Source organism: Streptacidiphilus cavernicola (genome assembly GCF_042510955.1).
Classification (GTDB): Bacteria; Actinomycetota; Actinomycetes; order Streptomycetales; family Streptomycetaceae; genus Streptacidiphilus; species Streptacidiphilus cavernicola.
In genome coordinates, this window is record NZ_JBHFAB010000002.1 from 165175 (window position 1) to 188827 (window position 23653).

The following is a 23653-nucleotide window of genomic DNA, read 5'->3' on the forward strand; positions in this document are numbered from 1 at the left end:
TGCCGCAACAGAACCGAGGACCCGCGTGCCACCGCTCCTTGAGGTCAGCAACCTCACCACCCACATCACCACCCGCCGCGGCGTCGTCCGCGCCGTGGACGACGTGTCCTTCACCCTGGAGGCCGGCGAGACCCTGGGCCTGGTCGGCGAATCCGGTTGCGGCAAGTCGATGACCGGTCTCTCCCTGCTGGGGCTGCTGCCGCCGGGCGGGGCGCTGGTCGGCGGGTCCTCGGTGCGGCTGGACGGGCGCGAGCTGGTCGGGCTGCCGGAGCGCGAACTGCGCCGGGTGCGCGGCAACGACATCGCGATGGTGTTCCAGGACCCGATGACCTCCCTCGACCCGACCAAGACCATCGGCCACCAGGTCGCCGAACCCGTGCTGCTGCACCGCGGCTGCACCAGGGCCGAGGCGGCCGAACGGGCCGCCGAGGTGCTCGGGCTGGTCGGCCTGCCGCACCCGCGCGAGCGGCTGCGGGACTACCCGCACCAGCTCTCCGGCGGCCTGCGCCAGCGGGTGCTGATCGCCATGGCGCTCGCCAACGAGCCCCGGGTGCTGATCGCGGACGAGCCCACCACCGCCCTGGACGTCACCATCCAGGCGCAGATCCTCGCCCTGCTGGCCGACCTGCGCAGCCGGCTGAGCATGGCGATGATCCTGATCACCCATGACATGGGGGTCACCGCCGGACACACCGACCGGGTCAACGTCATGTACGCGGGCCGGATCGCCGAGAGCACCGGCACCGACCGGCTGTTCCGCGGCATGCGCCACCCCTACACGCAGAGCCTGCTGGCCTCCGTGCCCCGGCTGGACCAGGACCCGGACCGGCAGCTCCGCACCATCCCCGGCCTGCCCCCCGACCTCACCGACCCGCCCGGCGGATGCCGCTTCGCCGCCCGCTGCGACTACGCCACCGACCGCTGCCGCGAGGAGGAACCGGAGCTCACCGGCCCCGAGGGCCCGGACGGCCACCGGTACGCCTGCTGGCATCCCACCAGCGGCCCACTGCCCCCGGACGCCACCGCGACCGTGCCCCGCCCGAAGGTGCTGCCGCTGCCGAAGATCCGACCGGAGTCCCGCCCGCTCCCCCTGCCGAAGGTTTCACCGACGCCGCACCCGCTGCCGACGACCGCCGTCCCCGACCGGCCTCCGCTGCTCGAAGCACGGAACCTGGTGCGCGAGTTCCCGATCCCCGGCACCCGTCTGCCGGGCCGCGCCCGGCGCGTGGTGCACGCCCTCTCCGGCGTCTCGCTGACCCTCGCCCCCGGCGAGACCTTCGGGCTGGTCGGCGAGTCGGGCTGCGGCAAGACGACGCTCGGCCGGCTCCTGGTCGGCCTGGACCGGCCCGACTCCGGCACGGTCGCCCTGGACGGCGCCGACCTCGGCCGACTCCGCGGCCGTGAGCTGCGCCGACGGCGGCGCGACCTGCAGATGATGTTCCAGGACCCGTTCTCCTCGCTGGACCCCCGGATGCGGGTCGGCGGCATCCTGCGCGAGCCGCTGCAGATCCAGGGCATCGGCACGGCCCGTCAGCAGAAGGCCCGGGTGGCCGAGTTGCTGGCCGAGGTCGGCCTGCCCGAGCGCGGCGCGGAGCTGTACCCGCACGAGTTCTCCGGCGGCCAGCGCCAGCGGATCGGCCTGGCCAGAGCGCTCGCGCTCACCCCGCAGCTGATCGTCGCCGACGAACCGGTCTCCGCACTGGACGTGTCGGTCCGGGCCCAGGTGCTCAATCTGATGAACCGGCTCCAGGCCGCGCACGGCCTGTCCTACGTGGTGGTCTCGCACGACCTGGCGGTGGTCCGCTACCTCGCCGACCGGATCGGCGTCATGTACCTCGGCCGGATGGTCGAGGTCGGCAGCGCCGACGACATCCACCTGCGTGCCGCCCACCCGTACACCGCCGGGCTGTTGAAGGCCGTCCCGGTGCCGGATCCGGCGCTGGAACGGGCCAAGCGCGGCACCGGGATCAGCGGCGAACTGCCCAGCCCGATCGACCCGCCCTCGGGCTGCCGCTTCCGCACCCGCTGCCCGCTGGCCCAGGACCGCTGCGCGCAGGAGGAACCGGCCCTGCGCCTGTTCGACACCGGCCACACCGCCGCCTGCCACTTCCCACTGCGGTCGCCGCTCCCCGACACCCCGGCGCTCGCCACCGAGGACGCCTCCGGCGGCTAGTCACCCCCCAGCCGTTCCCCCGCCCCGCAAGCGCCGCAAGCGCCGGAAACGGCGGCGGGGGAACGCCGTTTCCGGCGCTCCCCCACTCCCCCGCTCCCCCCGGTTTCCCCCCGGCCCGGTTCCCCCCGGTTTCGGGACTCCCCCCGGCTCCCGATTCCCCCCGGTCTCGGTCGCCCCCTGCCGCTTCTCCCTTACGGCTGGGTGCGGACGTGGTCGGGACGAATCGGGGAGCCGCCCGAGTCGGACGTGCCATCCGGCTGGGTGTCGTCGGCCGAGGCGTCGGCTGCCGTGTCGTCCGCGTCGGTGACGACGGACTCCACAGCGGTCTGGTCCTGGTCGGCCGGAACTGCTGACTCCTCCGGTGTGCTCATGGCGCATCTCCTTGTTTGACTCACCCGATGCGGACTCTCCCGCACGACCGCCATTCTGGCGGACTCTGATCAATATCCGATCAACGAGGTCAGCCGACCGCCTTGATCGGCCCCGGCGACCGCCCCCGCTCCGCTCTCCCGACCGGCCCCGGTTCCCGCCAGCAGGACCCGCACCCCCGCCGCCTCGGGCGAGTTCAGCTCCTCGTAGATCCGCAGCGCCTCGGCCAGGCACCCTCCGGCCCGGTACTCCTGACCCAGCATCAGCAGGGCGCGCCCCAGCGCGGCCTGGCCGAGCGCCTGGCAGTAGCGCAGGTCATGGGTGCTGCCCAGGTCGAGGGCCTGCTCGGCGAGGACCACCGCCGCGGCGGGGCTGCCCAGGTCGGTGCGGCAGTCGGCCAGTCGGGCCAGCGCCGGGCCCTCCAGCGAGGGGCGCTGCTGCGCCCGGAACAGGCCGACCGCCTCCAGGAAGCGCTCGGCCGCGGCGGCCGGTTCGCCCGAACCCTGCTGGGCGATGCCCAACTGGTAGACGGCGTCGGCCAGGCAGCCGCGGTTGCCCGAGGTCTGCGCGATCGCGAAGGCGGACTCAGCGGCGCGGACCGCCTCGGCGCTGCGTCCCGCGGTCAGATGGGCTCGGGCGATGTTGCCCAGCAGCCGGGCCTCGTCGGCCAGATGGCCGAGTTCCGCGCTGAGCCGGCGGGCGAGCTCCAGGTAGGGCAGCGCCTGCTCCGGGCGGCCGGACGAGTTGAGGGTCAGCGCAAGCTCGGCGGCGGCGGTGTAGCGGATCTCCAGGTTGTCGTCGGTCTCCAGCAGCTCCAGGGCGTCCCTCAGGTGCTGCTCCGCCTCGGCCGTGCGACCGGCCAGAGCGGCCAGCAGCCCGGTGAGGTAGGCCAGTCGGCCGGTGCTGCGCGGGTCGTCCTGCTCCCGGGCGGTGTCCAGGGCGAACGCCAGGACCGGGGCGAAGCCCTGCGCGGCGGCCTCGTTCTCGAACAGCCAGATCCAGCCGATCAACAGGTCCACCACCGCCCGCAGGCCCTGCGCCGGGGTGTGCCGCAGCACCTGCTCGGCGACGGCGGGCACCAACTGCCGCTCGGCCCGCAGCCAGCCCCACGCGGAGTCCTCGTCGGCGAAGCCCGGGGCCAGGCCCGGGGCCTGGCCTGAGCCGAGGCCGCCCGTGCCCGAGAGCACGCCCTGCCCGGCCGTCCCGCTCGTGCCCGGGTGCAGCCGCCAGGTCAGGGTCTGATCGCCGATCAGGGTGCGCCAGGCGTCGCAGACCCGCTCCAGCAGCCGTTCCAGCAGCACCAGCGGCACCCCGCCGCACAGCTCCGCCCCGTCCTCGGCCTCGGCCCGGGAGCGGGCGAACAGCCGGAGCAGGTCGTGGTAGCGGTAGCGGCCGGCCCCGTCCGCCTCCAGCAGGCCCGCGTCCACCAGCGACTCGGCGAGTTCCTCCGCCTCCCGCTCGCGTCCGCCGAGCACGGTCGCCGCGCCGAGGACCGGCAGCGAGGGCCCGTCCGGCAGCGCCAGCAGTCGGAAGGCCCGTGCCTGACGCTCCGTCAACTGCTGGTAGCCGAGCTGGAAGGTGGCCTCCACGGCGAGGCTGCCGACCCGCAGCTCGTCCAGCCGCCGACGCTGGTCCTCCAGCCGGGCCAGCAGCGATCCGACCGTCCAGGACGGTCGCGCGGCCAGCCGGGCGGCGACGATCCGGACCGCCAGTGGCAGCAGCGCGCAGGCGTTGACCAGGGCCCGCGCGGCCGGTTCCTCGTCGGCGATCCGGCCCGGACCCGCGACCGCGGCCAGCAGCGACACCGCCTCGTCCTGTTCCAGCGCGCCGACGTCCAGCAGCCGCACCCCGGGCAGCTCGGCCGGACGGGTGCGGCTGGTGACCAGGACGGCGTTGCCGGACGTCCCCGGCAGCAGCGGGCGGACCTGGTCGGCGTCCCTGGCGTTGTCCAGCAGCATCAGCACGGACCGGTCCGCGAGCAGCGAGCGCAGCAGCGAGCTGCGCTGGTCCAGCCGTTCCGGCAGTTGGTCGGGGGCGGTGCCGAGGGCGGTCAGGAACTGGGCCAGCACGTCGGCGGGGTCGGCCGGGACCGACTGGGTGCCGTTCAGGTCCGCGTAGAGCTGGCCGTCCGGGAAGGACTCGCGGGCCCGGTGCGCCACATGGACGGCCAGGGTGGTCTTGCCGACGCCGCCGAGGCCGGAGAGCGCGTGCACCCCCACCGCCGAGCCCTGCTGCGCCTCGGTGAGGGCCCGGAGCAGATAGTCGACGGTGTCCGCGCGGCCGATGAAGTCGGGTATGTCGGACGGGAGTTGAGACGGGCGGACGACCGCAGCCGCGGTGTCGTCCGGGCCGCTGGGCGGCGGCGCGAGGTCGAGGTCCGGGTCGGCCGCCAGGATCCGCTGGTGCAGCGCGGCCAGCTCGGAGCCCGGCTCGACGCCCAGCTCGGCGACCAGCAGCCGCCGGGTGTCCGCGTAGACGCCCAGCGCCTCGGCCTGCCGGCCGCCGCGGTAGAGCGCGAGCATCAGCTGCGCCCTGGGCCGCTCCCGCATCGGCTGCTCGGCGACCAGCGGCCCGAGCAGGGCCAGCGCCTGGCCGTGCAGTCCCAGCGCCAGGTCCGCCGCGGCCTTCTCCTCGACCGTGTCGAAGCGCAGCGCCGCGATGCGGTCCCGTTCCCGCTCGGCGAACCCGCCGGGGACCCCGGCCAGCGGTTCGCCGCTCCACATCGCCAGCGCCCGGTCCAGCAGCGCCCCGGCGGCGGCCTGGTCGCCCGCGCCCCGCTGCTCGGCGGCGCGGGCGCGCAGCCGCAGGAAGGCGGTCAGGTCCAGCGATCCTTCGGGAATCCGCAGCGTGTAGCCGTCGCCGACCGAGAGCAGCACCTCGTCCCGGCCGCGAGCGGCCCGCCCCGGGTCGAGCAGGGCGCGCAGCCGCGACACGTAGGTGCGCACCGTCCCCACCGCGCGCGGGGGCGAGGACTCACCCCAGATGCCGTCGACCAGGTCCTGGATCGGGACGACGCGGCCCGCGGCGAGCAGCAGCCGGGCCAGCACGGCGAGCTGCTGCGGCGAGCCCAGTTCGAGCCGCGCCCCGTCCAGCCGGGCCTGCACCGGTCCGAGCAGCTGGAACTCCAGCGGAGGACCCGCCTGGTCCTCCTCCGTCTTGTCCATGGTCCGTCTCGTCTCCCCTGCGACGCGGAACCCGGGAGTGGAACTCCCGTGCGGCGTCCACGGACCCTAGCACCGGCGGCGGTTCCACCACATCCGCCCGCCGCCGAAACGGTATGCGGCGGTATCCGGGACATTCCCCGCAACGGCCCGATTCCGCCACGTTGAACGGGTGTTGACCATCTGCTCCTACCGTCTCCCCCCTGACGCCGACACCCTGGTCGGCGCACCGGTCCGAGCCCTAAGAGCGTGAAGCGTGAGACGCACAGCTGTCCTCTCCTCCCGGCCCGCGGTCAGAGTCGCCGCCGCACTGACCGCCGCCGAATCCCCCTACCTGGCCTTCCTCGGCCCGGTCAGGGCCTGGTCCGGCGGCCGTCCGCTGCTGACCGGATCGCCGCGGCAGCGGGCGGTGCTGGCCGTGCTGGCGCTCCGGGCGGGCCAGGAGGTCAGCCGCGCGGAACTGGTCGACGGCCTGTACGGGGAGGGGACGCACGCCGCGGACGCGGACGGCTGGGCCGCCGAGGAGCTCCGCCGGGACGCCGACCGGCTGCGCACCCTGCTCGGCGGACCGTCCTGGCCGGACCAGGCCGCTTCGCTGCTGCACCGCACCGACGACGGCTACCTGCTGGACATCGCGCCGGGACGCGTCGACGGCATCGCCTTCGAGCGGCTGGTCGGCGCGGCCCACGCGCTCCGCGAGGGTTCGCCGAGCGACTCGGCCGACCTGCTGGCGCGGGCGTTCGCGCTCTGGCGCGGGACGCCGCTGAGCGGGCTGCCCGGCCCCTTCGCCGCCGCCGAGCGGATCAGGCTGCAGGCCCTGCACGAGGTCGCCTCCGACCTCTGGCGCGAACACGGCACCCCGGCGCCCCGCCCACCGCACCCGGACGGGCCGCCGCTGGCCTGGTGAGCACCGTCCGACCCGCCGTCCGAGCGACCGCCGGCCGACCGACGACTACGGCTCGCGGAAGGACACCGGCCGCCCGCCGACTACGGCTCGCGGCGGAACACCAGCAGCGCCGCGTCGTCCGTCAGCCCGTCCGGGACGTAGCCGACGACGTCGGCGAGCAGCTGGTCCAGCACCCCGTCCGGGTCCTGCGCCGGGAGCGCCGCCAGCCGCTCGGGGAGCGGGTAGAAGCGCCCCTCCCGGTCCCTGGCCTCGGACACTCCGTCGGTGTAGAGCAGCAGCAGATCGCCGGGGCGCAGGTCCAGCGGACCGGCCCGGTAGTGCCCGCCGGTCAGCCCGAGCAGGGACAGCGGCGGCGCGAAGGACGGCGGTTCCACCGCCTCGACCCGTCCGCCGCGGCGCAGCAGCGGTGGCGGATGGCCGCAGTTGACCACCTCGGCCGGTTGGTCGGCCAGGTGCGGCACGGTGAGCAGCACGGCGGTGACGAACCGCTCGCCGCCCGGACGCCGGGCGAGCGCGGCGTCCAGCCGCTCCGCCACCCGGGCCAGGTCGGGCTCGGTTCTGGCGGTGTCCCGGAACACGCCCAGCACGTCGGCCGCGGTCTCCACCGCGGCCAGTCCCTTCCCCTGAACGTCCCCGAGCAGGATCCGGATCCCGTACGGCGTGTCCAGCAGGTCGTAGAGGTCGCCGCCGATGCGGGCCTCGGCGGCTGCCGCCACATAGCGCACGGCGACCCGCAGCGGCCCGACCCGCCCGGCGACGGGGCGCAGCAGCGCCCGCTGGGCCGCCTCGGACACCGTCCGCACCTGCAGCAGCTCCCGTTCCCTGGCCAGCACCAGGACCACATTGGCCGCGCTGGCCAGGGTGACCGCCAGCACCGCGATCAGGGCGGCGACGTGGACGTCGGCCGGAACGGCCCGGTTCGCCAGGGCCAGCAGCCCGACGCAGGCGGCGGCGAACGCCCCGGCGATGAGCGGGACCTTCACCGAGCGGGTGACCGCCCCGGCCAGCACCGGGATCGCGGCGAGGGCGGGCGAGACGGTGGAGGCCGGCCCGGTGACCAGGTCGACCACAGCGGCGGCGGCCAGCAGCGCGAACGCGCCGACCAGCAGATGCCGCGCCCGCACCGGCAGCCGGGCCCATCCAGGCCTCAGCCCCGGCTTCGGCCCGAGCAGCGCTTTCTCGGCCACGGCACGCTCCTCCCGGAGGCTCTACCGACAAGTCTGCGGGCTACGGCGCCCGCCAGCCCGGGGACGGCGGCTCAGCGGCGGCGGGCCGGCCGGAGGAACGCTTCGTCGGTGTAGCACCAGGCCCAGGTCTCGCCCTGCTCCAGCGGTCGCCCCACGTCGTGGCCGGGCCGGGCATGAGCGTGGGCATGCTGACCCGGTGAACTGTCGCAGCAGCCGACGTGTCCGCAGGTCAGGCACTGCCGCAGATGGACCCATCGGCCGCCGCCGCGCAGGCACTCCGCACAGCCGAGCGGTTCCGGCAGCGGCGGATCCCCGGTTTCGAGGTGGTCGCAGGACGGCTGGACAGAAGCCCCGGGCACCTCGGCGACCTGCCACACGGTCACGCTCATACCGGTCACGCTACCCGCGCCTCCAGCCCCGCCGCCTGTCGCACCCGAGGCCGCCGTGGCACGGTGGAGGCATGTGCTTCCCTGGCAAGTCATTGTGTAGGCCCTGGCGTGATCACGGAGCATGGGGTTGACGAGTTGGACTGGTCAGGGCCGAAAGGGGCCAGTCGAAGATCGCTTCGCGAAATCGAGTCGCTGGTGGCCAGGGCACCCGGCCAGACTTCTGGGGTGGATACCCGTCGGCCTTGTCCCTGCTGTGGTCATCTCGTCTTCGATATCGAGGAGGGGTGGCCCGGTTCGCACGTCATCTGCCCTGTCTGCTTCTGGGAGGACGACGCGGTGCAGTTCCGATGGCCGTTCATGCCGAGCGGCGCTAACCGGGTCTCGCTGGTCCAGGCCCAGCGGAACTTCCAGGACTTCGAGGCTTGCGATCAGCAAGGTAGGCGGTCTGTGCGACCACCGGCAGCTGATGAGCCGCTCTGCCTCGACTGGCGACCGATCGACCCGGCCATGGACACTTTCGAGGACTGGGGGAGCGAAGATCGCCGCCCCTGGCCCGATGACCGGTCAGTTCTGTGCTGGTGGCTCCCCTCCTTCTGGGGGCTCTCCGAGGAGCCGGAGCCGGGCGCCGGCGATTACGTGGTGATGAGCAATAGTCAAGATTTGTGGATGAGGTGACCTGCGGCTCAGTGTGAGCTGTGCCGCTGGAGGGTGGTCTTGGCGGTGCTGCGGATCCGTTTGGTGCGGCCTTGCTCGGCGAGGAGGCTGACCGCGTCGGTGTTCGACGTGGTGGCCATCGTGAGCTGAAGCCAGTTGGATGAGCCCAGGAGGGTGTCCGGGTGCCAGGGCTGACCCAGCGCGACGGCCCGGAGGAGGGACCATTCATGCAGGCGCTGCCCCAGGAACGGAGAGCCCGTCGTGGCTTGGGTCATCATCTCGGCCCAGGGCACGTAGTCAGGTCCGAGGTGGAGTGCGCTGGCGCGGTGGTCCAGGTGCCGTAGGACGGCGGACGCGGCCATCATCTGGCCCGGATCGGCGAGGACTTCACGGATCAGCCCGGGCTCGTCGGCGTCGGTGACCTGTTCCAGCGCGCTCAGGTAGGCCCGGAAGCGCAGGTGCTCGGCCGGCTCCTGCGACTGGAGTGCGTCGTCGGTCATGCGACCTGCTCCTGCCGCTCGACAAGGGCACCGTTCTCGAAAGTGGCGCCGGCGCGAACGAGTGCGACCAGGTGGGCGCCGGTGATCGCGCGCCATCGGTCCTGGGCGGACTCGACCAGCTTGAAGACCATGGCCAGGGCTGCGGCGGGGCTGCCCGCGCCGCGGGTGACCTTGGTGCGGAGCTTGACGGTGGAGAACGTGGACTCGATGGGGTTCGTGGTGCGCAGGTGGATCCAGTGCTCGGCGGGGAAGTCGTAGAACGCCAGCAGTTCCTCTTGGTCGTTGGTGATCTTTGCGGCGGCCTTGGGCCACTTGGTGCCGTAGGTCTTCGCGATCGCCTCGATCGCCTTCTCGGCGTGGGTGCGGTCCTCGGCGTTGTAGATCTCCTGCATCGCCTTCGTCGCGCCCGGCTGTGCGGACTTCGGCAGGGCATTGTTTACATTTCGGGTTTTGTGGACCCAGCATCGCTGGTGTCGGGCCGCGGGGAAGACCTCGGCCAGGGCCTTCCACAGGCCCATCGCGCCGTCGCCGACCACCAGCTCCGGGTCGCGCATGCCGCGACGGCGGCAGTCGCGCAGCAGGTCGGCCCACGACTCGGTGGACTCGCGCAGGCCCTCGGCGATGGCGATCAGCTTCTTGGTGCCGTCCACGCGCACTCCGAGTAGGACCAGGACGCACGAGTGGGCCTGGCCCAGGCGGACTTTGGGGTGGACGCCGTCGGCCCACACGTAGACGAAGTCGCGGTCGGACAGGTCGCGGGCCTGGAAGGCGGCGTGGTCCTCGCCCCACTGCTTCGTCAGCCGGGTCACGGTGGCCGGCGAGAGCCCGGCGGCGGAGCCGAGGAACTGCTCCAGAGCGGGCACGAAGTCCCCCGACGACAGTCCGTGCAGGTAGAGCAGCGGCAGGGCCTCGCTGACCTTGGGCGACTTGCGCACCACGGCGGCAGGATCTTGGAGGAGAACCGCTTGCGCTCGCCCGTGGACTCGTCGATGCGGCGGTCGTTCACCCGGGGCGCGGTGACCTCGATGGCCCCGGCGGCCGTGGCCACGGTCCGGGGACGGTGGCGGCCGTTGCGGACCACCAGGCGTCGACCAGCCTCGTCGGTCTCAGCCGCCAACTCGGCTATGTACTGGTTGACTTCCGCCTCCAGGGCGGCGGCCAGCATGCGGCGGGCACCTTCGCGGACAATCTCATCGATCAGGGAGCCGGACTGGGTGGAGCCGTCGTCGGTGACTACGCTGAGCACGGGGCGTACCTTCCCGACCCGCGCTGCAACGCGGGCCTACTCGGAGACCTTAAGGATCATTCGGGAAGGTACGCCCTCCACGTGCCCTCCCGGAACCGATCCACAAGTCTTGAGCATTGCTCCGTGGTGATCGACGTGGGCCCCGTACGCACTGAGCGCGACCTCCACGCGCTCCTCAAGGCACAGCTCAAGTTCCCCGCGTTCTATGGCATGAACTGGGACGCATTCTGGGATGCGATCACTGGCCTCGTCGAGATGCCCACGGAACTTCGCTTCGTCCATTGGGCCGAGTTGGAACTTCGAGCACCACTGGCAGCAGCGACGCTCCGCCGCCTACTGGCGAGGTACGAGGCCGCCGCCGAAGCGTTCAACATCGTCTATGACGGTGTGCTTGAGGTGAGCGAGGACGCCTACGGTCCCGTGGCCGAGATCTTCCGCCTGGTGCGCGCACAGGTGCCGGGCCTGTCAGTGGAGCTTGAGGTCGTTCATCCGTTTGAACGGGTAGCCCTCCAGCAGTCCGCCGTAGGTCGAGGACATCCGTAGCTCTGCCAGCCCGATGGTGCGTCCGGAGGCGAGGTTGATACGGGTCAGTGTCATGGGGTTGTGATCTCCGGTGGCGGGTTGGGGACTGGGTGGACGGTTCCGGTCCACCGATCCGCCTGATCGCTGGCCTTCCAGGCGACGGCGACGGGCTGCTGGAAGGTGTCCTGGATCCACTGGCGCATGGCTGCCTGGGCGGATTCGGGCGGGCCGTCGGCCGGCTCGTCGGTCAAAGCGCCGTCGAATACACCGCCGGGCTCGGCGAAGTAGACCGCGTAGCGCCATCTGAGCGGGGTTCTGAACAGCACGACCATGGCGGGCCGGCCGAGTCTGTCCCGCCACTCCTGCCTGGTCTTGGACATCACATCCCCTCCTCACTCCCGTCGAGCCTGATTCTCACCTGGCAGTTGTGGTCTGCGTGGCCGAGGACTTCGCCGCCAACCCGCTCTCCTAGCTGTGGCAACGCCGCTTCACGGGGCATCGAGATGATCTCGGCCAGGCCGAGCGCGTCGGGCACCGCGTCTATGCGGAGGAAGACGCCGAAGGGCTGGTGACCGATGACCTCGCCGGTGATTTGGGTTCCCAGCGGCAGGGCCCGGCAGGTCGCCGCCCAGGCGGCCTGGGCTCGCGCCCCGACGAGGGGCCCGTCGTCGGGCCAGGAGTACTCACTCATCCGCAGATGATGGCATGGGCCGGTTTCACTGCGATCGGTTCCCAGGCGGGGACAGTCTTCGGCGGCGTGGGGGCAGCAGGGATGATGGCGCGATGACGAACATCAGCGCCGACCATGTGAAGGTCCACTTCCGGATGGACAGGGCCTGCACTGGGCTGGGGAGACGGTCAGGGCGTCGGAGAACTGCACGATCCGGTTGATCGTGCTGAAGGACGGCGGTTCAGCAGCTGCCCGGCAGAGCGTGCTGGAGGTCTTCCACCGGCTCGGTACGACCGGTGAGGGAATCGAGAAGTACCGGATGGTCGCGCTGGATGTCCCGCCGGGAGCGGACCTCCCGAGAATTCAGAAGCTGTTGCAGCACGGGGCTGCCAAGGAGTGGTGGCACTGGGAGGAAGGTTGCGTCACCGCCGCCTGGAGGGCAGCTGCAACCGGGTGACCTGGGCGGGCTCGGCCCGGCATGATGTGGCCGTGACAGACGACGAGTACCTGGACGGCCCCGACACCTGGGCCCGGGCTTTGGTGAACGCACTGGGCCGTATCGTCGGCGAGGTGCGGATGATGCACAGCGTCGAACCGGCCAGGAGGGCCGAGCGGGCCGCGTGCCTCAGCAGTGCCGCGGAGTCGGTGGAGCAGATCACGGCAAGGCTCGACGAACTGAGCGATCCCGACCGACCCCTGGCGCTCGGCCCGATACCGGGTCTACCGCTTCCCGACGATCGGCACCCGTACGTCAATCCGCACCAGTTGTTCATCGAGGTCCTGAGTCACCGCTTCTCCGGCTCGCAGCGGCGAGCCCTGACCGGGGAGATGATCACTGCCTATGCGGAGGTCAACTATCTCCTGGCGTGCACCAAGGGCGGAGCGATCGGTGATGCCTGGTGGGACTGCACCGCCGAGCTCGAGCGGTGCACGAATCTGTACAGGACCGCATGGAAGCGGTTCGCCGCAGCAGTCGGCGACGGCGTTTGGGACACTCCGCCGTCTCCGACACTGGGGCCGGAGACCACGAAGGCATTCCAATCAGCTGTGGAAGGGCTTCGGGCAGCGCTCGACGTGTTGAGGAGAGAGGCACGCCTGGTCGGCCGCGACAGTTGGGTTCGCTGACCGCGGATGCAGCTGCTGGGATCCGTAGCTGGCGGCCGTCTCCAGGTTGGACTCGATCACCTGGAACTGGGCGGTGACGTAGTCGACCCAGGTGCAGTTGGGGAAGACCCTGAGGTGGGTGCGGTCGCGCAGGCCGGGGCCAGATGCGGGGTATGAGGTCGGGAGCAGTTGTCGTAGCGGGCTGGCAGACTGCGCGCCATGACCTCAATTGATCAGGATGCAGTACGGGAGTCATGGGACCGAATCGGCCTCTGGCTGAAGGCCCGTGCCCGGTGGGTTCCGCTCAGACCAGCAGTGGACCCTGGCCGCCTGGAGACCGTAGAGGTCTCACTTGCCGTGCCACTCCCGGTGGACCTGCAGGAGTGGTGGGCCCTGGCCGACGTCAGCGCCGGTTACTGGATTCCCGGGTCGTTCGCCCCGGTCTCACTGGACGAGGCGCTGGAAACCAGGGAGACCTGGCTGCTCGTCGCAGAGCAGGAGGGGCCCACACTCGACGCGAACGGGGAGCCGGAACCTCGGTTCCTGCCGGAGTTCATGCCGATCGCGATGAGCCCCGGCGGTGACGGCCTGATTGTTGACCTTCGGCCCGGCGGATCTTACGGGGCGGTATTCCTCTGGGACCACGAGCGCTGGGGACTGGGGGTACCCCTGTGGGACTCGGTCGGCTCGATGCTTCGGGATGTCGCTGCCGCACTCGAGACACAGACGCCGGTGCTGCTGCGGCATGCCGCTCTCGGCGGCGCCGAGGCGACGTGTGTGGGCGAAGTCGACGAGCAGGGCGACTTGAACTGGAAGCCTGCGGGTTGAGCAGGAACTGGCATCTCAAGAGGGCATGACCTGCGGCTTGGAAAAGGAACTGCTGGACGGATGATTGGCCGCCTATGATCGGCACCGTGATGTCGCAAAGGTCGGATGCCGCGTAAGCCCCCACGTCTGCTGCGTGCCGGCCGTACGGATCGCCAGGGGCACGCCTCAGTCAGCACACTGCTGGTCGCCACCTGCCCCGGGCCGCCCACCTGCGGCACCGTGCACACGTACCTCTTTGTCGACGGCCTCGACTTGATCGCGCGCGCCTACAACGGCGCGGTCGGCGGCCATCCCAGTCAGTTGCTCAGGCCTGGAGGCCCGCTCTACCCGACCGATCAAGCCCGGAGTGTGGACGTGGCAACCTACGGGCAGGGCTCCGACACTGTCTCGGTGGTCGGAATCCGGATCCGGCTTCGGAAGCAGACCGTGATCTGGGGCGATCTGATGTACCCAGGTGTCGGGGACCGTGTCGTCGAAGAAGTCCGCTTTGACCTGGCCCAGTACCTGGCTGAGATCGAGCGGGGCTACTCGCGATGGGGCAGCGGCACGTAGGACGTCGGGCCAGAGTCACTGTCAGCGGCCTGGACCGGACCGCAGCGGCGTGACGTTGGCGGCTGTCCCGCTGAGCACGTCGCGCAGTTCCTGGTTCTCGAGCGTGAGTCTGGTGTTCTCCGCGAGGAACCCGTTGACGTCGTCTTTGAGCCGGGCGATCTCGGCGTTCTTGTTCGCGATCGTCGTCTTGAGTGTGACGATTTTCGTGTGGAGGCGGGTCTCGACCTCGCTGGTGCCGCCCTGGATCTTGACCCGTTTGTAGAACTCGTTCTTCAGGTCCAGGTGACGCTGAGTCAGGGCATTTCTGGGGAAATCGGCTTCGATGGCCAGGGCGACGATGGTCAGGGCGCCGTTGGAGCGCTCGGGGGCGCCGGCGAGGATACGGTCCATGGCGGCACGGATACGGTCGCGTTCGTCGGGCGCGGGGCTCACGCGGGGTCCTCCTCAGCAGCGATGCGGGTGCGGTCGTGGTCGTCGGCCCAGGTACGGAGCCGTTTGGCGTTGACGCGCAGGCGCTCGCCGATGGGCTCGGGAAGGAGCCCGGCCCTGACCTCCGCGCGCTGCTCGGGCAGCCCGCCGCCGGACACCTCACCGCACGCCCCGTCAGCACCGCGGTCAACAGCGTCCGGAACAACGGCCCCGAGTTGCTGAAGGACGCGCCCCCGCTCGCCGAGTAGGCCTGGGATACTGACGTCCATGGCGAAGCGCAGGCTTGAGATCGCGGCAGACAAAGGCGAGTTCCTCACCCTGGACGAGGTCGCGGCCTGGGTCCAGGACGCGATGCGGGCCGGAGCCGACGGCAGCACCGTCGTGAGCGCGACGGTGTCGTTCGGCCAGAAGCTCCAGAAGATCAGCATCGAGGCCGACACCGCCAAGCAGCCGTCCGACCGCACTCCGTGACTGTTCGTCAGCTGACGGATCGACAGCACGGCCCTCGGCCAGCCGCAAGGGACACGTGCCCTGCCGTGAGGGGGCCCGCGCCCTGCCGCGAGGGGCCCGCACCGCGTTTCCCTTGGCTCTCGCGTTTCCCTTGGCTCTCGCGTTTCCCTTGACTCTATTGACGCTGTACAACCCACCTGCTTCACTTCCCTGCGAGAGCGCTCTCTCGCGCTCGTGGACAGCCGCACCACCCTCCCCCACCCACCACTCCAGGGAGAGCCATGTCCGTCACACCCAACCGCCGTACCCTGCTGCGCGGCGCAGCCGTCGCCGCCGCGCTGCCCCTGGTCGGCCCGCTCTCCGCCGGGTCGGCCTTCGCCTCCTCGCCCGACCACGGGTCCGGTGCCCCGGCCCACGGCCATCCCGGCGACCCCTGCCACTCCAGCCTGCTGGGCCCGAACGTGCTGGTGTTCGACCCCTCGATGGGTGACGCCGCGATCCAGGCCCAGGTCGACGCGGTGTTCACCACCCAGCAGTCCAACCAGTTCGGCACCGAGCGCTACGCCCTGGCCTTCAAGCCCGGCACCTACAACGTGGACGTCAACGTCGGCTTCTACACCCATGTGCTCGGGCTCGGCGACAGCCCCGACGACGTCGTGATCAACGGTCATGTCACGGTCGACGCCCAGTGGTTGCAGGGCAACGGCACCCAGAACTTCTGGCGCACCGCCGAGAACCTGTGCATCGTCCCGCCGGACGGCCTGGAGCGCTGGGCGGTGGCCCAGGCGGGACCGATGCGCCGGACCCACGTCAAGGGCGACATGACGCTGTGGCCCAGCCCGCCCGGCAACCAGTGGTCCAGCGGCGGGTTCCTGGCCGACAGCGTGGTGGACGGCCAGGTCGACTCGGGTTCGCAGCAGCAGTGGCTGTCCCGCAACGACGCCTTCGGCAGCTGGACCGGCTCCAACTGGAACATGGTCTTCGTCGGCACCAAGGGCGCTCCGGCCCAGCACTTCCCCAACCCGGCCTGGACGGTGGCCGACCGGACCCCGACCGTCCGGGAGAAGCCGTTCCTCACCGTGGACGCCCACGGCTCCTACCGGGTCTTCGTCCCCGCGCTCCGCCGCGACTCCGCCGGGACCAGCTGGGCCTCCGGCCGGACCGCGGGACAGAGCATTCCGCTGGACCGCTTCCACGTGGCCAAGCCCGGCGACTCCGCCAACACCATCAACGCGGCCCTGGCCCGGGGTCAGCACCTGCTGTTCACCCCCGGCGTCTACGCCCTCTCCTCCGCCCTGCGGGTGAACCGCCCCGGCACCGTCGTGCTCGGCCTGGGACTGACCACTCTCCAGGCCACGCACGGCAATTCACTGATCGAGGTGGCCGACGTCGGCGGCGTCTCGGTGGCCGGAGTGCTGCTGGAGGCCGCCTCGGCGCACTCCCCGGTGCTGCTCCGGGTCGGCCACGGCCGCAGCCGGACCAGCCACAGCGGGAACCCCACCGTGCTCTACGACGTCTACGCCCGGATCGGCGGCGCGCTGGCCGGCGGCGCGACCGTCAGCGTCCAGCTCGACAGCAACGACGTGGTCTGCGACAACCTCTGGCTGTGGCGCGCCGACCACGGCAACGACGGCACCGTCGGCTGGTCGGTCAACCCGGCCGACACCGGCTTCCTGGTCAACGGCGACCGGGTGACCGCCTACGGCCTCGCCGTCGAGCACTACCAGAAGTACGAGGTGCTCTGGAACGGCGACCACGGCCGCACCTACTTCTTCCAGAACGAGCACCCCTACGACGTCCCCACCCAGTCCGCCTGGGTCCACGGCGGCACCAACGGCTACGCCGCCTACAAGGTCGCCGACTCGGTCCGCCACCACCAGGCCTGGGGGCTGGGCAGCTACTGCTTCTTCGACCTCAACGCCGACATCTACACCGACCGGGCCTACGAGGTCCCGGACACCCCCGGCGTGGTCTTCACCGACCTGATGACCGTCTGCCTCAACGGGCCCGGTGGCGGAGGCATCCTGCACTGCATCAACAACAGCGGCGACCCGGTGCAGAACGGCTTCGGCACCTACAACATGACGGGCTACTCCGACGGGGTCGGCAGCGTCTGAGCGACGGCCTCGCCACCTGACACGTGACGCTCCGCAACCTGACACCCGCCGGTAGGCCCGGCGGGTGTCAGGGGTGTCAGGGGTGTCGGGGGTCTCAGGGGTGTCGGGGGTCTCAGGGGTGTCGGCTGGGCATCGGCGGGTGTCGGCCCGTCCGTGCTCAGTCCCCCGCCGCGACCGGCGGAAGGCCGTGCCGGTCGAGCCAGCCGCCCAGGGCCGCGTACGCCTGCTCACGCGGCTCGGCCAGGGACAGGAACACGTCGTGGCGTGCTCCCTCGATCGGGACGACGGTGGTCTCCCCGCCCAGGCAGCCGGCCCACCGGGCGATCTGGGCGACGTCCAGCACGGTGTCGGCGCGGTCGCTCAGTTCCGAGTACCGGGTCGAGAAGTGGGTGCGGTCGGAGCGCAGCACCAGCGACGGGACGCCGACGTCCAGGCCCCGGTGCAGTCGGGCGTGTCCGCGCCGCACCGCGTTGAGCCAGCCGACGGTGACCGGGAAGCCCGCCAACGGCTTCAGCCGGAGGTCGAAGTCCCACTCTCCGGTGCCGCTGGTGTGCAGGGTCTCCCCGTAGACGCTCGGCGGCAGCTTCAGCGCCCGGTTCGGCAGCGCCCGCGCCAGCAGGCGCAGCGCCTGGGTCGCCGCTCCGCGCTGCACCGGCTTGCCCTGCAGGTCGAACCACGGGCTGTTGAGCACCAGGCCGGCGACCGGCGCGACCCGCCCCGCGGCCCGGCGGCGGTCCAGCCACAGCGGGACGATCAGGCCGCCGGTGGAGTGCGCGACCAGGGTCACCGGTAGCCCGGGATGGGCCTCGGCGACGATCTCCAGCGCGCGTTCGAGCTCGACGTCGCACAGAGCGAGGTCCGAGACGTAGTGCGCGGTCTGCCCCGGACGCAGGGCCCGGCCCGACTTGCGCAGGTCCAGGGCGTAGAACGGCAGGCCGCGGCGGGCGAAGGCGTCGGCCAGCCCGGTCTGGAAGAAGTAGTCGGAGAACCCGTGCACATAGAGGACGGCGCCCCGGGCCACCTCGTCCGCGCGGACCTCACGCCGCACCAGCACGGCGGCGACCGCGCCCTCCCGGTCCGGGTCGGCGCCCAGCTCGATCTCCCGCCGACGGTAGCCGTCGCCGAGGATGTCCGGCTGCCAGTCGGTGTCGATGCAGGCGGGCTGCTCAGCCATTCCGCTCCCTCTCGTCAGACGTCTCGGCGTGCGCTGTGATCCCATCACACGGTTCCATGATTCCCCCCATCAGGCTTGGCGGCACTCCACAACGCGATATAGCGTTAGTTCTTACCGCGCGGCCGTGTCCCCGACACCTCGCGCGAGGACCTCCCCACACGACCAGGACGGACGGGACCATGCCCGGAGACAGTTCGCTCCCCGAGAAGCGCCCTGACGGGAAGCGCTTTGACGGCGGCTCACCCCACCCCGAGCTGCGGGCCTCTCACGCGGACCGGGACCGGGTGGTCGACGTCCTGCGGGTCGGAGCGGGCGACGGCCGGCTGACCGCGGTCGAACTGGACGAGCGGGTGGAGGCCGCCCTGGCCGCCCGGACGCTCAGTGAACTGACCGCGCTCACCGCCGACCTGCCGCCCGTCTCCGCCTCCGGCGGCGCGGTGCTCGGGGAGGTCAAGGACGTGCTCCGGATCGACCAGAGGTTCAGCCCGGTCGAACGCGCGGGACGCTGGGCGGTGCCCCGGCGACTGGAACTGGCAACGGAGTTCTGCGAGGTGACGCTCGACTTCACCCAGGCGGTGATCACCCAGGACACCCTGCGGATCGACATGGAGATGCACGGCAAGAACCTGACCCTGATCACCGCTCCGGGCATCGTGGTCGACGCCGACGCCCTGAACCTGGCCTTCAGCAAGGTCAGGATCCACCACCCGCCGAACCCCGACACCCCGGTCACCCTCCGCGTCGAACTGACCGGCAAGAAGACCTTCGGCCGCGTCGTGGTCCGCCGCCCCCGACGGTCACCCGGCCAGTGGCTGCTCCGGAAGCCCAGGCACCTGTAGGTACCCGCCCGCCACGGGCCGTGAAGAACGGACAGGCGATGGCGGCCCCAGTCGGGAGCTAGCCCGGCTCGGATTCCAGGTGGGCTTTGAGTGTGGCCAGGTTGGCGGGCATCTCCTTGCGGGCCGAGCCGGGTCGGGCCGGGCCGGGCCGGGCCGGTGGCGTAGGCGAACACCCGTTCCGCGGGGCGGTTCACCTCGGTGCTCACGGCGATCGGAGCGGTTGAGGCCGTCGGAGCCATTCAACTCACCTCGGGAAAGAGCGCGCCGTAGCGGGCCAGGTACAGCGGCCAGCCCTGGTCCCCCGCCACGCCGTCCCTGAGGGACTGCCAGCCGGGGCCGTGCCGGTCGATCCGGCGGTGTTCGAGCTCGACGCGAGTCCGCCCCGGCGCTTCCGCGACGAAGCGCACCTCGACCTCGCTGCAGTGGTCCGGATCGGACTCGATCTGCCAGCGAAGGTGATGCCCCAGCCAAAGGCAGGGCCGCGGGAGTGCCGCGGCCCTGCCGGTGTGCGATGGACGAGGTGCGATGCGCTGTACGGGTCGGGATCAGCTGCTGCCGAAGGCCTGGAGTTCCCAGAGGGAGTAGCCGTACTGGGTGGCTCGGGCGGTGCCGTTCATGCGCAGGTAGCGCCCGCTGCCGGTGACGTTGAGGGTCTGCGTGCCGCCCGTGCCCGTCGTGGTGGAGTAGATCGTGGTCCAGTTGGTCCCGTCATTGGAGGTCTGCAGCTGGAAGGCCGTGGCATAAGCGGTCTCCCAGTACAGCACCACCTTGCAGATCGACTGCGTCGACCCGAGGTCCACCTGCAACCACTGCGGGTCCGAGAACGCACTCGACCACCTGGTGCCCGTGGTGTCACCGTCCACCGCCGCACTCGCCGGGAAGGCGATGTTCTCCTGCGAGGACGCGGTCGCGGTCTTGTTCAGCGCGAGGTCGGTGCTACCGCAACCGCCGCCTGCCGCGGTCACGGTCCAGGTGAAGGCGGCGGTCCCGGAAGCACCGGTACCGTCGGTGGCCTTGACAGTGACGTTGGACGTGCCCGCCGCCGTCGGCGTGCCCGAGACCAACCCGGTCGCCGCATTGATCGACAACCCGGCAGGCAACCCGGTCGCGCTGTAGCTCAAGGTCTGGCCTGACGCCGAGTCACTCGCCTTCACCTGCAGGCTCGCTGCCGAACCCACCGTCGAACTCTGGTTGCCGGGACCGGTCACCGTGACCGTGTTCCCGCCACCACCACCGCCCGTGCCCGCGAAGGCCTGGAGTTCCCAGAGGGAGTAGCCGTACTGGGTGGCTCGGGCGGTGCCGTTCATGCGCAGGTAGCGCCCGCTGCCGGTGACGTTGAGGGTCTGCGTGCCGCCCGTGCCCGTCGTGGTGGAGTAGATCGTGGTCCAGTTGGTCCCGTCGTTGGAGGTCTGCAGCTGGAAGGCCGTGGCATACGCCGTCTCCCAGTACAGCACCACCTTGCAGATCGACTGCGTCGAACCGAGGTCCACCTGCAACCACTGCGGGTCCGAGAACGCACTCGACCACCTGGTGCCGTTGGTGTCACCGTCCACCGCCGCACTCGCCGGGGTGCCCGCGTTCTCGGTGGACGAGGCGGTCGCGGTCTTGTTGAGCGCGACGTCGGTCGTGCCGCAACCGCCGCCGCCCGCGGCGGCCACCGTCCAACTGAACGCCGCAGTACCGGAAGCACCGGTGCCGTCCGTCGCCTTGACGGTGACGTTGGACGTGCCCGCCGCCGTCGGCGTGCCCGAGACCAACCCGGTCGCCGCATTGATCGACAACCCAGCGGGCAGACCGGTCGCGCTGTAGCTCAAGGTCTGACCTGACGCCGAGTCACTCGCCTTCACCTGCAGGCTCGCCGCCGAACCCACCGTCGAACTCTGGTTGCCGGGACCGGTCACCGTGACCGTGTTCCCACCACCACCGCCCCCGCTGGGCAGGGTCCACAGCTGCTGGGCCGAGCCGGTGCAGGTCTCGATGTCCAGCCGACTGCCGGTGTTGCCGCCCGGGTCGGTCAGGCACAGACCCGAACTCGGGTTCACCAGCTCGCCGTTGGCCTGATGGGTCCAGCCCTGCGCGGCGGTGGCGTTGCAGGCGTACCAGTCGACGTTGGTCCCGCTGGTCGTCCCGGCGCTCACCACGTCGAGGCAGCCGCCCTGACCGCGGAGGGTGCCGTCGGAGTACGGGGACCACTGCTGGCCCGCACTGCCGTCGCAGGCGCTCACGTTGATCGGGTTGCCCTCGGTGTTCAGGGAGTTCTGGTTGGCGAGGCACAGCCCGTTGATGCCCTTGACTGTGCCGGTCGCGGTGGCCGTGCCGGTGGGGGTGGAGTTGCCACCCTTCTCGTACACCGCCACATAGGCCACGCTCATCGACGCGCCCGAACTGGTGGCCGCGGTCGGGGTCGGCGAACCGTAGATCCCGTCCGGGTAGTTGCCGCCCATGGCCAGGTCCCAGATGATGAAGAACCCGTGGTCGACGGCCTGCTGCCAGGCGGTCGTGCCGACCGAGGCCTCGGTGATGGTGGTCTCGACCGTGCCGTCCATCAGGAACTGCATCGTCTCGGCGCTGGTGTTGGTGCGGTCGACGATCACCGAGTAGGTGTGGTATCCGGTCTGGCAGCTGGAGCCCGCACCGGGACAGGCGATCAGCGCGTGCCCGGGGCTGTTCGCCGAGTCGTGCAGGGTCTGCGAGGCCTGGTTGGAGCCGTTGACGTCCTCCATCATGTCGATCTCACCGGAGGTGGGCCAGCCGCCGCCGGTCCGCATCGGGGCGCCGAGCGCCCAGAACGCGGGCCAGTAGCCGAGGCCGTTGGCCGGGTTCGGCTGCTGGATCGAGGCGGTCATCTCCAACTCGCCGCCGGCCGGGGCCTGGAAGTCGTCCCTCGTGCTCTCCAGCCGCGCGGAGGTCCAGGTCCCGCCGTTGTTGATCGCCTTGAGGACCAGGTGGCCGTTGCCGTCCAGGTAGGAGTTGTTGGTCGAGTTGGTGGTCTGCTCGATCTCTCCGGTCCCGTAGCCGCTGCCGATGTCGTAGAACCAGTTCGAGGACGACGGCGCCGAGCCCGCGGCCCCGGCGAAGTCGTCCCCGAAGACGGTGTTCCAGCCCGCGGGCGCGGCCGGCACGGTGTCGGCCATCGCCGCCGGCGCGGTGACCACCGTCGCGGCGACCGCGCCGGTCAGGCATCCGGCGAGGAGTGCCACCGTGGCCAGGATCGAACGGCCCCTCAACGCGGCTTTTCGGCGGCCGACTTGTCGGCCCTGACGGGGTATGAAGGACACGTTGCCTTCCCTTCAGCGCGGATCGCGCTCTCTCGGTTCCGGCGGCGCGCAGCGCAAAGTTGCGGCACCTGATCTGCCACAACACGCTTACTGGGCAAGCCGGTTGGCTCTTCCGTGCGATTTAGAGAGCGCTCTCTAGCAGCTGATTTCTACGGCTCTGTTACGAGCCTGTCAAGCCTTCGCGCACGGATGCGGGAACCGGAACCGACCGGCTCCCGGCCTCCCCCCGGCCCGCCTGGGCTTCCCTTCTCGCGGACGGCGGCCCACCCTGTGGCCATGCGACGACTGGACGGACACGCGGCGATCGTCACCGGCGGCTCCCGGGGAATCGGACTCGCAGTCGCCGACGGGTTGTTGACGGCCGGTGCGGACGTGCTGCTGACCGCCAGGGACGCCGCCGGCGTCGCGGACGCCGTCCAACGGCTGCGGGCGAAGCACGCAGAACCGACCGACGGCCGACGCCATGGCCGGGTCGAGGGCCGCACCGGCTCCGCGGGCAGCCCCGCCGACACCGCCGACTGGGTCGGCGCCTGCCTGGAACTGTTCGGCGGGGTCGACCTCGTGGTGAACAACGCCGGGGCCAACCAGCCGCTGGCCCCGGCCGTCGACGGCGATCCGGCGGTCTGGCTGGAAACGTTCGCCGTGAATGTGCACGGCCCGCTCGCCCTGGTCCGCGGCGCCTGGCAGGCGTGGATGCGGGAGCACGGCGGCGCGGTGGTGAACATCGTCACCGAGGGGGTCCACGGCGCGGGGCCCCGGTTGGCCGCCTACGAGACCAGCAAGGCCGCGCTGCTGCAGCTCACCCGGCACCTGGCCGCCGAACTCGCCCCCGGGGTACGGGTCAACTCGGTCTCCCCCGGCCTGGTCCGCACCGAACTCGCGCGCCACTACTGGGAGTCGACCGAACCCCGGTTGGCCGCCGCCACCCCGCTACGACGCCTCGGCGAGCCGGAGGACATCGCCGAGGCGGTGCTCTGGCTGCTCTCCCCCGCCGCCGCCTGGGTCACCGGCACCGACCTGCTGGTCGACGGCGGCCGACGCGTCGCCCCACGGCACTGACCCCCTGCGGGGCGCCTCCACAGAACCGGACGGGGGCGGCCCCGG

The 23653-nt window shown here is 71.4% G+C and carries 22 protein-coding genes and 3 pseudogenes; 13 read left to right on the forward strand and 12 right to left on the reverse strand.

The genetic code is table 11. The features are described from left to right. The first annotated feature begins 25 nt into the window (after positions 1-25). Entirely contained in the window at positions 26-2173 is a 2148-nt protein-coding gene (locus tag ACEZDE_RS02890; protein WP_380531588.1) for a dipeptide ABC transporter ATP-binding protein, read from the forward strand. Between the two features lie 191 nt (positions 2174-2364). Here the strand turns inward: ACEZDE_RS02890 and ACEZDE_RS02895 are convergent, their stop codons facing one another. Then, complete coding sequence (locus ACEZDE_RS02895; RefSeq protein ID WP_380531590.1) at positions 2365-2544, reverse strand: hypothetical protein; 180 nt, start codon at positions 2542-2544, stop codon at positions 2365-2367. 69 nt (positions 2545-2613) lie between these two features. Further along, entirely contained in the window at positions 2614-5706 is a 3093-nt protein-coding gene (locus tag ACEZDE_RS02900) for an AfsR/SARP family transcriptional regulator (RefSeq protein WP_380531593.1), read from the reverse strand. 253 nt (positions 5707-5959) lie between these two features. Between ACEZDE_RS02900 and ACEZDE_RS02905 the strand changes: the two genes are divergently transcribed. Continuing rightward, positions 5960-6610, forward strand: a complete 651-nt coding sequence (locus ACEZDE_RS02905) for an AfsR/SARP family transcriptional regulator (RefSeq protein WP_380531596.1) — start codon at positions 5960-5962, stop codon at positions 6608-6610. Between the two features lie 80 nt (positions 6611-6690). Here the strand turns inward: ACEZDE_RS02905 and ACEZDE_RS02910 are convergent, their stop codons facing one another. Continuing rightward, complete coding sequence (locus tag ACEZDE_RS02910; RefSeq protein WP_380531599.1) at positions 6691-7797, reverse strand: PP2C family protein-serine/threonine phosphatase; 1107 nt, start codon at positions 7795-7797, stop codon at positions 6691-6693. Between the two features lie 71 nt (positions 7798-7868). Continuing rightward, entirely contained in the window at positions 7869-8186 is a 318-nt protein-coding gene (locus ACEZDE_RS02915; RefSeq protein ID WP_380531602.1) for a UBP-type zinc finger domain-containing protein, read from the reverse strand. Positions 8187-8411: 225 nt separating this feature from the next. Between ACEZDE_RS02915 and ACEZDE_RS02920 the strand changes: the two genes are divergently transcribed. Continuing rightward, entirely contained in the window at positions 8412-8861 is a 450-nt protein-coding gene (locus tag ACEZDE_RS02920) for a CPCC family cysteine-rich protein (protein WP_380531605.1), read from the forward strand. Between the two features lie 8 nt (positions 8862-8869). Here ACEZDE_RS02920 and ACEZDE_RS02925 read toward each other — a convergent pair whose 3' ends face one another. Further along, complete coding sequence (locus ACEZDE_RS02925) at positions 8870-9340, reverse strand: hypothetical protein (protein WP_380531608.1); 471 nt, start codon at positions 9338-9340, stop codon at positions 8870-8872. Beyond that, positions 9337-10586 (reverse strand): annotated as a pseudogene (locus ACEZDE_RS02930) (IS256 family transposase). The gene ACEZDE_RS02925 and the pseudogene ACEZDE_RS02930 overlap by 4 nt, the downstream one beginning before the upstream one ends. Positions 10587-10721: 135 nt before the next feature. On the opposite strand from ACEZDE_RS02930, the pseudogene ACEZDE_RS02935 reads away from it, so the two are divergent. Continuing rightward, positions 10722-10940, forward strand: a pseudogene (locus tag ACEZDE_RS02935) (barstar family protein); the annotation flags it as partial. A 239-nt stretch (positions 10941-11179) separates the two neighbouring features. Here ACEZDE_RS02935 and ACEZDE_RS02940 read toward each other — a convergent pair. Both ACEZDE_RS02940 and ACEZDE_RS02945 read right to left on the reverse strand, forming a co-directional pair. Continuing rightward, entirely contained in the window at positions 11180-11488 is a 309-nt protein-coding gene (locus tag ACEZDE_RS02940) for a hypothetical protein (protein WP_380531611.1), read from the reverse strand. After that, on the reverse strand, positions 11488-11799 hold the full coding sequence (locus ACEZDE_RS02945) for a hypothetical protein (RefSeq protein WP_380531614.1): 312 nt from the start codon (positions 11797-11799) through the stop codon (positions 11488-11490). Before ACEZDE_RS02945 ends, ACEZDE_RS02940 begins: the two co-directional genes overlap by 1 nt. Before the next feature lie 145 nt (positions 11800-11944). Between ACEZDE_RS02945 and ACEZDE_RS02950 the strand changes: the two genes are divergently transcribed. The 4 genes from ACEZDE_RS02950 (at position 11945) to ACEZDE_RS02965 (ending at position 14262) form a co-directional block, all read left to right on the forward strand. Further along, the gene (locus tag ACEZDE_RS02950; protein ID WP_380532330.1) at positions 11945-12235 is read left to right on the forward strand and encodes a DUF4265 domain-containing protein; all 291 of its coding nucleotides are present in this window, start codon (positions 11945-11947) and stop codon (positions 12233-12235) included. Positions 12236-12267: 32 nt separating this feature from the next. Beyond that, entirely contained in the window at positions 12268-12903 is a 636-nt protein-coding gene (locus ACEZDE_RS02955) for a hypothetical protein (protein ID WP_380531617.1), read from the forward strand. Positions 12904-13101: 198 nt separating this feature from the next. Next, positions 13102-13710 (forward strand): SMI1/KNR4 family protein, encoded by a 609-nt coding sequence (locus tag ACEZDE_RS02960; protein ID WP_380531620.1) that lies wholly within the window; start codon positions 13102-13104, stop codon positions 13708-13710. 105 nt (positions 13711-13815) lie between these two features. Next, positions 13816-14262: a hypothetical protein gene (locus tag ACEZDE_RS02965; protein WP_380531622.1), complete on the forward strand. Its 447-nt coding sequence runs from the start codon at positions 13816-13818 to the stop codon at positions 14260-14262. A 21-nt stretch (positions 14263-14283) separates the two neighbouring features. On the opposite strand, the gene ACEZDE_RS02970 is transcribed toward ACEZDE_RS02965, so the two are convergent. Beyond that, on the reverse strand, positions 14284-14694 hold the full coding sequence (locus ACEZDE_RS02970) for a hypothetical protein (protein ID WP_380531624.1): 411 nt from the start codon (positions 14692-14694) through the stop codon (positions 14284-14286). 116 nt (positions 14695-14810) lie between these two features. On the opposite strand from ACEZDE_RS02970, the pseudogene ACEZDE_RS02975 reads away from it, so the two are divergent. The 3 genes and pseudogenes from ACEZDE_RS02975 to ACEZDE_RS02985 all read left to right on the forward strand — a co-directional run. Then, positions 14811-14939, forward strand: a pseudogene (locus ACEZDE_RS02975) (SOS response-associated peptidase); the annotation flags it as partial. Positions 14940-14958: 19 nt separating this feature from the next. After that, positions 14959-15162, forward strand: a complete 204-nt coding sequence (locus ACEZDE_RS02980) for a hypothetical protein (RefSeq protein ID WP_380531627.1) — start codon at positions 14959-14961, stop codon at positions 15160-15162. 260 nt (positions 15163-15422) lie between these two features. Next, positions 15423-17258, forward strand: a complete 1836-nt coding sequence (locus ACEZDE_RS02985) for an adenylyl cyclase (RefSeq protein ID WP_380531630.1) — start codon at positions 15423-15425, stop codon at positions 17256-17258. A 157-nt stretch (positions 17259-17415) separates the two neighbouring features. On the opposite strand, the gene ACEZDE_RS02990 is transcribed toward ACEZDE_RS02985, so the two are convergent. After that, entirely contained in the window at positions 17416-18432 is a 1017-nt protein-coding gene (locus ACEZDE_RS02990; RefSeq protein ID WP_380531632.1) for an alpha/beta hydrolase, read from the reverse strand. Between the two features lie 179 nt (positions 18433-18611). Here ACEZDE_RS02990 and ACEZDE_RS02995 point away from each other — a divergent pair, with 179 nt between their 5' ends. Then, entirely contained in the window at positions 18612-19271 is a 660-nt protein-coding gene (locus ACEZDE_RS02995) for a DUF1707 SHOCT-like domain-containing protein (RefSeq protein ID WP_380531635.1), read from the forward strand. Between the two features lie 239 nt (positions 19272-19510). Here the strand turns inward: ACEZDE_RS02995 and ACEZDE_RS03000 are convergent, their stop codons facing one another. Together ACEZDE_RS03000 and ACEZDE_RS03005 are read right to left on the reverse strand one after the other, a co-directional pair. Next, positions 19511-19678 carry a hypothetical protein gene (locus tag ACEZDE_RS03000; protein ID WP_380531638.1) on the reverse strand — a complete coding sequence of 56 codons (168 nt, stop codon included), beginning with the start codon at positions 19676-19678 and terminating at the stop codon, positions 19511-19513. 138 nt (positions 19679-19816) lie between these two features. Further along, entirely contained in the window at positions 19817-22471 is a 2655-nt protein-coding gene (locus tag ACEZDE_RS03005) for a galactose-binding domain-containing protein (RefSeq protein ID WP_380531640.1), read from the reverse strand. 354 nt (positions 22472-22825) lie between these two features. Here ACEZDE_RS03005 and ACEZDE_RS03010 point away from each other — a divergent pair, with 354 nt between their 5' ends. Beyond that, positions 22826-23608: an SDR family oxidoreductase gene (locus ACEZDE_RS03010; RefSeq protein ID WP_380531642.1), complete on the forward strand. Its 783-nt coding sequence runs from the start codon at positions 22826-22828 to the stop codon at positions 23606-23608. Positions 23609-23653: the final 45 nt, after the last annotated feature.

Bases quoted from the DNA above. Each gene is read 5' to 3' on its own strand.
- ACEZDE_RS02915 (WP_380531602.1), bottom strand. From the start codon at position 8,186: ATGAGCGTGACCGTGTGGCAGGTCGCCGAGGTGCCCGGGGCTTCTGTC.
- ACEZDE_RS03010 (WP_380531642.1), top strand. From the start codon at position 22,826: ATGCGACGACTGGACGGACACGCGGCGATCGTCACCGGCGGCTCCCGG.
- ACEZDE_RS02940 (WP_380531611.1), bottom strand. From the start codon at position 11,488: ATGTCCAAGACCAGGCAGGAGTGGCGGGACAGACTCGGCCGGCCCGCC.
- ACEZDE_RS02995 (WP_380531635.1), top strand. From the start codon at position 18,612: ATGCCCGGAGACAGTTCGCTCCCCGAGAAGCGCCCTGACGGGAAGCGC.
- ACEZDE_RS02945 (WP_380531614.1), bottom strand. From the start codon at position 11,799: ATGAGTGAGTACTCCTGGCCCGACGACGGGCCCCTCGTCGGGGCGCGA.
- ACEZDE_RS02990 (WP_380531632.1), bottom strand. From the start codon at position 18,432: ATGGCTGAGCAGCCCGCCTGCATCGACACCGACTGGCAGCCGGACATC.
- ACEZDE_RS02985 (WP_380531630.1), top strand. From the start codon at position 15,423: ATGTCCGTCACACCCAACCGCCGTACCCTGCTGCGCGGCGCAGCCGTC.
- ACEZDE_RS02980 (WP_380531627.1), top strand. From the start codon at position 14,959: ATGGCGAAGCGCAGGCTTGAGATCGCGGCAGACAAAGGCGAGTTCCTC.
- ACEZDE_RS02895 (WP_380531590.1), bottom strand. From the start codon at position 2,544: ATGAGCACACCGGAGGAGTCAGCAGTTCCGGCCGACCAGGACCAGACC.
- ACEZDE_RS02965 (WP_380531622.1), top strand. From the start codon at position 13,816: ATGCCGCGTAAGCCCCCACGTCTGCTGCGTGCCGGCCGTACGGATCGC.
- ACEZDE_RS02925 (WP_380531608.1), bottom strand. From the start codon at position 9,340: ATGACCGACGACGCACTCCAGTCGCAGGAGCCGGCCGAGCACCTGCGC.
- ACEZDE_RS02960 (WP_380531620.1), top strand. From the start codon at position 13,102: ATGACCTCAATTGATCAGGATGCAGTACGGGAGTCATGGGACCGAATC.
- ACEZDE_RS02900 (WP_380531593.1), bottom strand. From the start codon at position 5,706: ATGGACAAGACGGAGGAGGACCAGGCGGGTCCTCCGCTGGAGTTCCAG.